At 54.7% G+C, this 9,197-nt stretch carries 4 protein-coding genes and 1 pseudogene; 1 reads left to right on the top strand and 4 read right to left on the bottom strand.

Features of this window, described 5'->3' with window-relative positions; genetic code table 11:
* Positions 1–231 precede the first annotated feature (231 nt).
* Positions 232–2,667 (top strand): TonB-dependent receptor, encoded by a 2,436-nt coding sequence (locus tag FHS27_RS28605; protein WP_184309486.1) that lies wholly within the window; start codon positions 232–234, stop codon positions 2,665–2,667.
* A gap of 93 nt (positions 2,668–2,760) precedes the next feature.
* Here the strand turns inward: FHS27_RS28605 and FHS27_RS28610 are convergent, their stop codons facing one another.
* From FHS27_RS28610 to FHS27_RS28625, 4 genes and pseudogenes are all read right to left on the bottom strand, one after another.
* Positions 2,761–4,275, bottom strand: a complete 1,515-nt coding sequence (locus tag FHS27_RS28610; protein WP_184309488.1) for a sulfatase family protein — start codon at positions 4,273–4,275, stop codon at positions 2,761–2,763.
* A 20-nt stretch (positions 4,276–4,295) separates the two neighbouring features.
* The gene (locus FHS27_RS28615) at positions 4,296–6,128 is read right to left on the bottom strand and encodes a sulfatase-like hydrolase/transferase (RefSeq protein WP_184309490.1); all 1,833 of its coding nucleotides are present in this window, start codon (positions 6,126–6,128) and stop codon (positions 4,296–4,298) included.
* A 24-nt stretch (positions 6,129–6,152) separates the two neighbouring features.
* Entirely contained in the window at positions 6,153–7,466 is a 1,314-nt protein-coding gene (locus FHS27_RS28620) for a glycoside hydrolase family 117 protein (RefSeq protein ID WP_184309492.1), read from the bottom strand.
* A 704-nt stretch (positions 7,467–8,170) separates the two neighbouring features.
* Positions 8,171–9,100: pseudogene (locus FHS27_RS28625) on the bottom strand (outer membrane protein assembly factor BamB family protein); the annotation flags it as partial.
* Positions 9,101–9,197: the final 97 nt, after the last annotated feature.

Consider the following 9,197-nt stretch of genomic DNA (forward strand, 5'->3'; position numbering starts at 1 on the left):
AGAATCTCGCTGTATAGGCGCACGATCATTTGTAGCAAACTTGGCGTATCTTGCGCATTTTACCTGGGGTCGGGGAAATCACTCAAATCCAATTGATTCGGTTCATCGGTACAACCGGAATAACCGATCGGAAAACGGGTGGGGGTGGGTATTGTCTCCCCATGGAAAACCATCAGGCCGTTTTGATCCGCTTGATGGCAGACTTTCTAGGGTTCCGGGGGGGACTTCCAGATGCGACGACGAAAAGCTCTTTTAGCGTTATTGATGGTCACCGGTGCGGTTTCAAACGCAAACGCGGACGATCCACGTTTTGATTTTCTTGAGTTCGCCGAGAGCTTTTCTGCTCGTCAGTCTGGCACCATTGAGTTGATGCAGGGGATCGAAACGGGGTCGCGGGAAGTCACCCAGCCGACGGATTTTTCACCGACGAGCAACCGATTGACCTCACTCCGTGGGGACGATTCGCTCGCCGCTCAGAGTCTCGATCTGAGTAACCTCAATGAGGTGCTCAAGCCAGAATTATCGAGTTCGTCGGCGTCGACGCTCAACACGCCCGCCCAGGTGGAAGCCGTCGCGGAGATTACCGGTCGAGTTGATACCGGTATCGGGACCACCGCGCCGATCGAAGTGATTCCTGCGAGCACGTTCAGCTTAGCCAGCCAACCGGACGTCGCAGAGACGATCGCTCAAGCGTCGACGGCACCAACGGTGAAAACGCAACAACGCAGTCCGATCGCGATGGACCCGCGAGTTCGCGGTTACCACGGCGGCCAAGTTTACACGATGATGGACGGTGCTTTCTTGTCGCCGGTGCGGCTCGACCTCGATGCGATTTTGACAAAGGTTGATCAGTCGTTGATCGGTTCTTCGCAGGTCATCAGTGGTCCGTACGGTTTGCGCTACGGTAGTGGTTTCTCGTTCATTAACGTCGACTCAATTCCGACACCGCGATACGAAAACGGTGCGGAGAACCATCTGCGTTTGGGAACCCAGGTTCGACCCAACGGTGGTCAAACCTATAACACGGCGACGTTGATGGGAGGCGGTGACAAGGGCGGTTACTATGTCAACCTCGGCTATCGTAAGGGTTCGGATTACAAAGCAGGCAACGGGCTCGCAATCCCGTCGAGCTACGAGGCAATGAACCTCTTTTCCGCGTACGGTCGAGACCTGACCGAGTACACACGGATGGAGACTAAGTTCAGTTTGCTCGACCAAGGGCAAACCGAATATGCGGGGCAGTTTTTTGATGTCGATGCGTTGAACCACTACGGGATCACGCATAGTTTTATTCACCTCAATGAGGAAACGGGATTCGGTTGGCGGATCGACGGTTGGGTCAGTAACACTGAGTTCAACGGTGATACGGACCTCGCCGGGAAGCGGAGAGATGACTTCGCCGTATTGCAGCGTGTTGAGTCTGCTTTGATCGCCGCTCCGGGAGTGGCCCTGCCCGGGGCTCGTTTCAACGGGGACGTTGACGGTGATTTGACCACAGCGGGCTTTCGAGCCGGCATGACTAGCGATCCCGGCACCGGTTACACCTGGGGTGCCGGTACCGACCTGCGATATGTTCAGCAGGAAATCAACGAACAGTACGACATCAGCGAGTTCGGAATTGCCGACCCGCTCTTCGAAACGGGGTTACCCACGTCTGAGATTGTTGACCCCGGATTGTACGCGGAAGTCACAGCGGACCTGAAACCGTTTTGGACGGTTGCCATGGGCGGTCGCGTTGCGTTCGCGTCAACGAACGCGGACGGTGATGACTTGCAGACGCCATCCAACTTCAAGGATATTGGTGGCAACATCAATCGCGATCTCGACACATCTGACACACTGTTGTCGGCGTATCTTACCAACGATATCGAGCTGACCGAACACTGCAGCACGCGAGTGGGTGTCGGGTATGCCGAGCGGCTTCCTGATCTCACGGATCGTTACAGCGACGGGTTGTTTCTCGCGGTCATTCAGAGCGGATTCAGTCGTGTGATCGGCAACCCTGAATTAGAAAAAGAGCGCAACGTGCAACTCGACGCGCGTTTCGACGTAGACTACGAAAATGTTCGCGGACGCGTAAGCGTGTTCCACTCGTGGATCGCGGACTACAACACTTACGCGGCCAATGCGATCCTCGATCCGTTGGGGGCGCGTTTGTTGCAAGCCGTCAATACGGATCAGGCAACGTTGTATGGTTTCGAGAGTTATCTCGAAGCGGACTTGACCGATGGTTTGCAATCATTTGCGAGTCTCGCGTACCTCGAAGGAAATGACGAAGAAATCGATCGGCCGTTGCCAGGAATCTTTCCTCTCGAAGGACGCGTCGGTTTGCGTTTGAGTGACACGACACCCGGGAACCGCTGGGGACTCGAATGGGGGTGGCGAATCGTCGACGAACAGGATCGGTTGGCGTTCTTGAGAGCTGTGGGAGCGGGGCAGGATCCGATCCAAATGGAAACGTTCACACCGAGTTTCGTAACGTCTTATCTCCGCGGATACATCCGTCCGAGCGACCGTGTCAGCATCACACTCGGAGCCCAGAACCTCTTCGACCGAACCTACTACGAGCACCTCAACCTCCGATTGCCCGCCGACGGAGGCTTCAACGAAACCGTCGTGCTCTCGCCGGGCATCACGCCGTACTTTGGTGTCGAGATCGACTACTAAGGGCAGCGTCCTCGCAACGGTTGAATGACGGTTTGTCGGTAGGCTGATGTTGCTCTTCGCAGTTGCTCCCTCGCCGCCAACCTTCGTTTCGGATTAACGAGCGGGAACGGTCGGTCGGCCGGATTTTACGATGTCCATGTATTCGTTGAATATCTGACCGACCACGGTTTTGAATTCGGGGTTGTCGATCAGGTTGCGTTTTTCGTGTGGATCGTTTTGCAAGTTGTAGAGCGATTTGGGTTCAAAGCTTGTGCGTTTGAAGTTGCTCTGAATGATCAGCTTCCACGGCATTTTGCGGAGCATCAATTCTTGTCTCGACCCGGCTTGGTTGATGAAAAAGTCACGCTGTTGAAAACTCCCCTTTCCGGTGAGCAGTGGCAGCAGGTTGTTTGAATCCTGGGCTTGGCCCTCTGGGATTTCGGTACCAACGAGCGCCGCGAAGGTCGCGACCATGTCCTGGTTGACCGCCAACTCGTTGGTGATGCCAGGCTTGATGTGCCCCGGCCAGACCGCAAAAGTTGGGACGCGGTGTCCCCCTTCCAGGGGCGAATTCTTGGATCCGTTCCATTCACCGCCGGGCTGATAGCCGATGGCCTTGGTTGCCTTGCCGTCCTGCAACCCACCGTTGTCTGCGGAGAAAACAATCAGCGTGTTCTCAAACTCACCGCTGGCTTTCAATGCATCGACAATACGTTTGACCTGCATATCCAGATCCGCGAGCATGTCGAGGTGGGCGGTGACGGAACTGCCTTTGACTTTGCGGCCGTCGAATTCGTCGGTCGGACAGTGCGGCAAGTGCACCATCGGGCTGCAGTAGTAAAGGAAGAACGGCTCGTCGCTCTTGGCGCCGGATTGAATGAAGTCCACCGCCTTGGACGACAAAATCTTACCGACCTCGCGTGTGTCCCAATTGGAATCTCCTAGCCCCGGACCCTTATCACTGACATCCTTGGGATTTTTGGCCGATTGCTCGTTGAAGAAGATGATCTCAGAGTCATCCGCCCACGGAGACCATCGCTGGTTTTCGTAGAACAGGTACATGGGGCCTTGGATCCCGCAGGGTGCGGTGAAGTCGTAATCAAATCCGCAATACTTCGGGCCGCCGCCGATCCATCGAGTCACGTCCACTTTTTCAATCAGATCACCAGACTTTGCTCCGCGATAAATCTCTTTCGTACCAGGAACGTAAAAGTCTCCACCCAGGTGCCATTTGCCGATGAAGCCTGTGCTGTAACCGGCATCGCGGACCACGGTGCCGAGGGTGACTTCGCCTTCTTTGAATGCGGTGGGAGCAAACGTGCTCCAGACGCCGGCAGGCGCGTACGAACGATAGTTGTTGTTGCCGCTCATCACTGCGTAGCGGGTCGGTGCGCACAGCGCGGTCGCCGAATGCCCATCGGTAAACCAGAGACCCTGTGCCGCCAACGAATCAATGTTGGGCGTCGACACGAGCGGTTCTTGATTCTGAATGGCTTTCGCGCAATAGCTGACGTCGCCGAGACCGAGATCATCGGCCAGGATGAACACGATGTTCGGTTTGTCGTCGGCGAGTAGTGGAGTCGTCCAAGCGGCTACGGCGAGAACTGTCAGTGCGATTGTTTTGAACAATGTTCGATGTCCTAAGAATGTTAAAACTTCAGTTTGCCGTCATGGGAACCGGGCGCGAAGTTGCTACGGAAGACGGTCGTCCCCATTGCCTTGTTGCCACCCCAATCGACTTCGACGCGGTTGTCACCGAGCACAATATTGAGCAGCTTTTGTTGCATCGCCTTGGCGACGTGTTGGTGTTCTGGATTGAACGCCAGGTTGTTGACTTCGCCGGGGTCGGTCGGCATGTGATAGAGCGCCGGATCGAGCTCCCGGTACGAGGCAGTTCGTGCCCAATCCATGTCTTCACCACGCTTCTTGCCGGGGCGTGTTTGCATCGAGAACACGTAGTCTTTGGTGCGGATGAACGCACGAGGCCCGATCACGGCGTGGCTTTCGCCGATCACATAGTCGCGGGCCGGGATCTCGCCTGAAACGATTCCCGCCAAGTCGTTGCCGTCGAGATAATCGTATTTCGCGTCGTCCAGGTTGGCTCCACCTGCGGCCAAGATCGTCGGCATGATGTCCACGAATTCGGTGAAATCAGTAACGACCTTGTCGGCCGGAAACGCTTTCTTGTCCGATGAAACGACGATGATCGGATTGTGGCTGTCGACATCCCAAGGAGTGAATTTGGAAACCGATCCGTGGTCGTTGAGCTTCCAACCGTGATCGCCACAGACATAGACGATCGTCCATGGTTGTTGCTGCGCCTCGCTGTAGTCGATGAAGGAGTCCACGGCTTGGCCGACCAGGACATCACCGTAAGCACAAAACGCGTAGTAGTCCTGGATCATTGCCTGCTTTTCGACATCGGTGAAATGATCCGAATAACCGTGCGATACTTGCTTCTTGAGCTGAGCGGGCATGGTTTCCAATTCCTGCTTGTCAAAGACAGGGACCTTGTACGTGTGTTGTTGAAAACGTTCGCGGAAATCGGCAGGAGGCAGCACGGGGGTATGTGGAAAGTCAAATCCGATGTGACAGAACAAAGGCTTGGACGTGTCGACGCCGTCGTAGTCCTTGGAGCCGACTTGGAATGATTGGTTCTCGTTGTTGAGATAGTCCACGAAGATCGACGCGTAGTAACCGTCACGCGTTTTCCCGGCTTCGCGGGAACTGACGCCGGCTAAAATCATGCCGCTGTCAATGTGCTTGCCCTTCTTCGGATTGTAATGACGCAGCAGGTCATACTTTTCGGTCGTGTCGGCGCAGGTCCCCGCGAACTCAGGTATGATTTTTTCGAGTTCCAGCGAGCAGTATTCGAACTTGCCTTCCGGGGTAACAAAAAATTCAAGGCTTTGGAACGGCTTATCAAACTTCACGCCGTTGATTTCTGAAATCCAATCCTTGCCCCACGCACACAAGCCATCTTTGGCTAAGTCTTTGAAGTAAAAACTCTGTTGGTACATCGGGTGCGATGCGGCCCATTTGCCTTTGATTGTTTTTAGACGAACGCCTAACTTGCCGATGTGTGTCGTTTGGTAGCCCAGTTCCGCCATGCATTCGGGCAGCGTCGGTCGGCAGTGTTCGGCGTTGTTATTGTGATACTCAAATTCGTAGACGCCCGAACGGAATGGATAACGCCCCAAGTGCATCGACGCTCGTGACGGTGCACAACCTTGTGCCTGACAGTAGGTGTTGATGAACGTGGTGCCCATCTTGGCCAGTCGATCCGTGTTAGGTGATTCGACGTAACCCAGTTCGCTCATTTCGCGGCCGTGCAACATTTGGTTGAAAGCGCGGATCGAGTCATAACGATGGTCGTCGGTCAGGATCCACAACACGTTCGGTTGCGGTTGCGGCTGTGACGACTCGGCGTGAGCGATCGTCCCCAGGGACAAGCAGATCGCGGTGAATATTAGGTCTCTCATCTCAGATTTTCCGTTTGCTCGTTTTTAGTTTTGTGCGGATGTCTCGTTCAGTTTTGCGGTGTCCCGTGCGGCGCGTTCACGCTGCTTGCCACTGAGACCGTGCTTGTAGTGGAACTCGGGGGTGAGATTCAGATGGTGTCCCTTCATTTGTGGGTCATCCACGTTGCGGCTCAAGTCGCAATCAAACCGGGTTAAGACGGAATGGTTTCGGTTCCAGTCATTTGCGGCATTGGTGAAATGCGAGATCCCCCACGTGATCCCGACTCCGTCCTTCGTGTTGGTAAACGCGTCGGGGATAAATGGGCCCGCGGCATTCGGCATCAACTCGACGATCGAAGCGATCTCGAAATTCACCCAATCCTCGGCGTACTGGATCGTGTTGCGTTCCATCCCGTCACGGATGACTAACGCGGCAACTCCCGTTTTGAACGGGAACAACGTGGTCTCGTGGCCTGAATTGGTCACCGGGTTAAGCGGGTGTTTGGTAAACGGCCCCAGCGGGTTGTCGGCGATCGCCAGACCTTGCATGCGAATCTTGGAGGGGTTGAGTTCGGGCCGTTTGTCGAAATCTGATTTGTAGTAAAGGTAAATCTTGCCATCGTGGACGAGTGGATACGGATCATGGATTGCATACTGATCCCATTTGCCTTCGGCACCATTGGGGATGACGATTTTGTTGGCGGGCGTCCAAGGTCCGTCTGGTGAATCGGCATAGGAAACCGCCACGGGGCAGTAGTCGCCTCGCAGCCCACTGACTTCCATGAAGGCTTGGTAATAGAGGTAGTATTTTCCTTCCCAAACGAGGATGTCAGTGGTGGTGACCGAACGCCAACCAGGATTGGGTTTGGGCGGTCGAGGAACGGCCACGCCCAGTTCTTGCCAAGTAAAACCATCCTTGGAGGTGGCGTAATAGATGTCCGCTAAGTCCCAATCGGACGACGGAATTTCATCCGTTGCCTCGGCGGCCCGTGCCATCCCGACGGGTTTGACGGGCGTTTTGCGTCCGGTGTACCACACGTAGTACTTGCCGTTGGCAAAGATCACCTTGGATGGATCACGGCGTGTGATCGTGCCATCGCCGTCGTTGTAGTCAAACCCTTTCAGCTTCGTGTATTTGAACTGGGTAAACAGTTCATTCTGCTCCGGTCGGATAGAAGAGTACGCGTCATAGTTGCGCTGTACAGCGGCGCTCAACGGCCGGTCCGGTTTCTCCTCGGGGATGAGATATGGGAAGCCTGGCTCGGTCGTGTTTTTCTCGTCGCCACATAAGTCGCGGTGATTTAGCGAGACGAGGACCGCAGTCAAGCAGAGGCCATAGTTCAAGAATTTAGTCGTCATATCAATTCGCCTAGATAGATTACTGCTGGTTTTTGGTGGCTGTCGCCGAGGACAATGGTGCCGAGTTTGTCTCGGGATTCTCCGCCAATGCTGCACGATGCTCGGGTGAACAGGAACACTTCGCTAGCGAGTCTCTGCTGCGTTGGATGCTGTGGTTTCTACGGTACTCTTCCGTTGAAACGCCTGTGTGCTCTATAGGGATGCTTTTGCTGTCGTTTCATGTAACAACGAGATCGCGTTTGTACCACGTTAGCACTGATGGTAAACAAGACTACGGGAACAAACGCTTGACGAGACGTTTGGTCGCATTGCTTTGCATCGGTGATAGGATACTTAAAGGAGTCTTGGTCAAGCGTTGCGATCACTCCTAGTTTCCCGCCAAGTACGCAGTAGTAGACGATGCAGCCTGTTCTATGGACTTTGGTTCGGCGCGGTGAATGTCAAACTGAATGTTTTTTTGGCGTGTCGGCCTGCTGCGTCTGTTTTGTGACACACATCCGGATATCCATCGTTGCGCACCTATAGATCTTAGGTACGTGTCTCGCAGGTGATTTCGCTCGACTCTCGAGAGGCTTTGGGCGGACGCGTGCGTAGCGTCTTCACCTTGCGGATCAGTCAGATGCGAAATCAGAGTGGTTGTTGCTGCCTTTTTAGAATGCACTCAGCGCAGCGCGATCCGTGCAGAATGCCCTGTTGCGATTCGTTTAACGCAGCTTGATGCAGATGACTTCTTGGTTGTCGCGGATGTATCCGCGGCCATTGGCGATCGAGAGTGACTGACGTGTTTTGGCAAACAGCGTGGCTCGTCCCAATTCTTCGTATCCGTCCGGTGTGACATTCACCAATACCAATTCACCTTCCATCGTGGTGATCCACAGTTTGCCGTCGGCCAAGACTAGATTTCCTTTGCCGAAGCGTGTCTTTCGCCAAACCGGTTTGCCGGTCGTAGCTTGGATGCAGGTTAAGTGAGTTGTTGGGCCGGCGGCTCCGACGTTGTCGAACCCGTAGAGATATCCATCGACCAGAACCGATGTTTGCCATTCGTTGCGCATCACGCTCTTCGAATTAACGCTCGCCCAGTGCTCTTTGGCCTCGAACTTCCCGTCGACCCGTTCGACGTCGATCAAGACGCAGCCATGATTTTCGCCAGCGGAAATGAAGACGTCGCCGTTTATCGAAACCGGGTTTGCAGTGTTGCATGCATAAGGTGTCGGGAACGCGTATGTCCACAAAGGCGTTCCGTCGCTTGGATCGATCCCCAATGCTTCGGTGCCCGTCACGCTGACGATCTGCTGTTTGCCGGCAACGTTCATCATTGTCGGAGATGAATAGCCCGCCGGTCCATTCGCCGCTGACCACTTGAGTTGTCCGTTCGTGGTATTGAACGCGGCGACGGCGGTGCCTCGACCGCCGACGTGCACGATGATTAATTCTTGGTACACCAACGGAGACGATGACATTCCATATTCAGATTCGCTCGCGTCGCATTCTGATAATGTGTCTGTTCGCCAAGCCAGTCGGCCGGTTTCTAAATCTGCTGCGCATAGGGTGCCGTCGCCTGTGAAGGCGTAGACCACGTGACCGGCAACGGTTGCGCTCGCGCGTGGCCCATCGCCCTGTCCGTTCTTGTATTCATGGAAGCGTCCCAATAATTGTTGAAAGTTGAAAGATGGTCTCCCGGAGGGCAGAATCTGCCCTTCGCAATTTTCCAATTTTCGTCGGGTGCAACCG

The sequence above is a fragment of the Aporhodopirellula rubra genome, assembly GCF_014192335.1.
GTDB lineage: Bacteria > Planctomycetota > Planctomycetia > Pirellulales > Pirellulaceae > Rhodopirellula > Rhodopirellula rubra.

What these genes read in the sequence shown, in the direction of transcription:
- FHS27_RS28605 (WP_184309486.1), top strand. Translation starts at nt 232, where the DNA reads ATGCGACGACGAAAAGCTCTTTTAGCGTTATTGATGGTCACCGGTGCG.
- FHS27_RS28615 (WP_184309490.1), bottom strand. Translation starts at nt 6,128, where the DNA reads ATGAGAGACCTAATATTCACCGCGATCTGCTTGTCCCTGGGGACGATC.
- FHS27_RS28620 (WP_184309492.1), bottom strand. Translation starts at nt 7,466, where the DNA reads ATGACGACTAAATTCTTGAACTATGGCCTCTGCTTGACTGCGGTCCTC.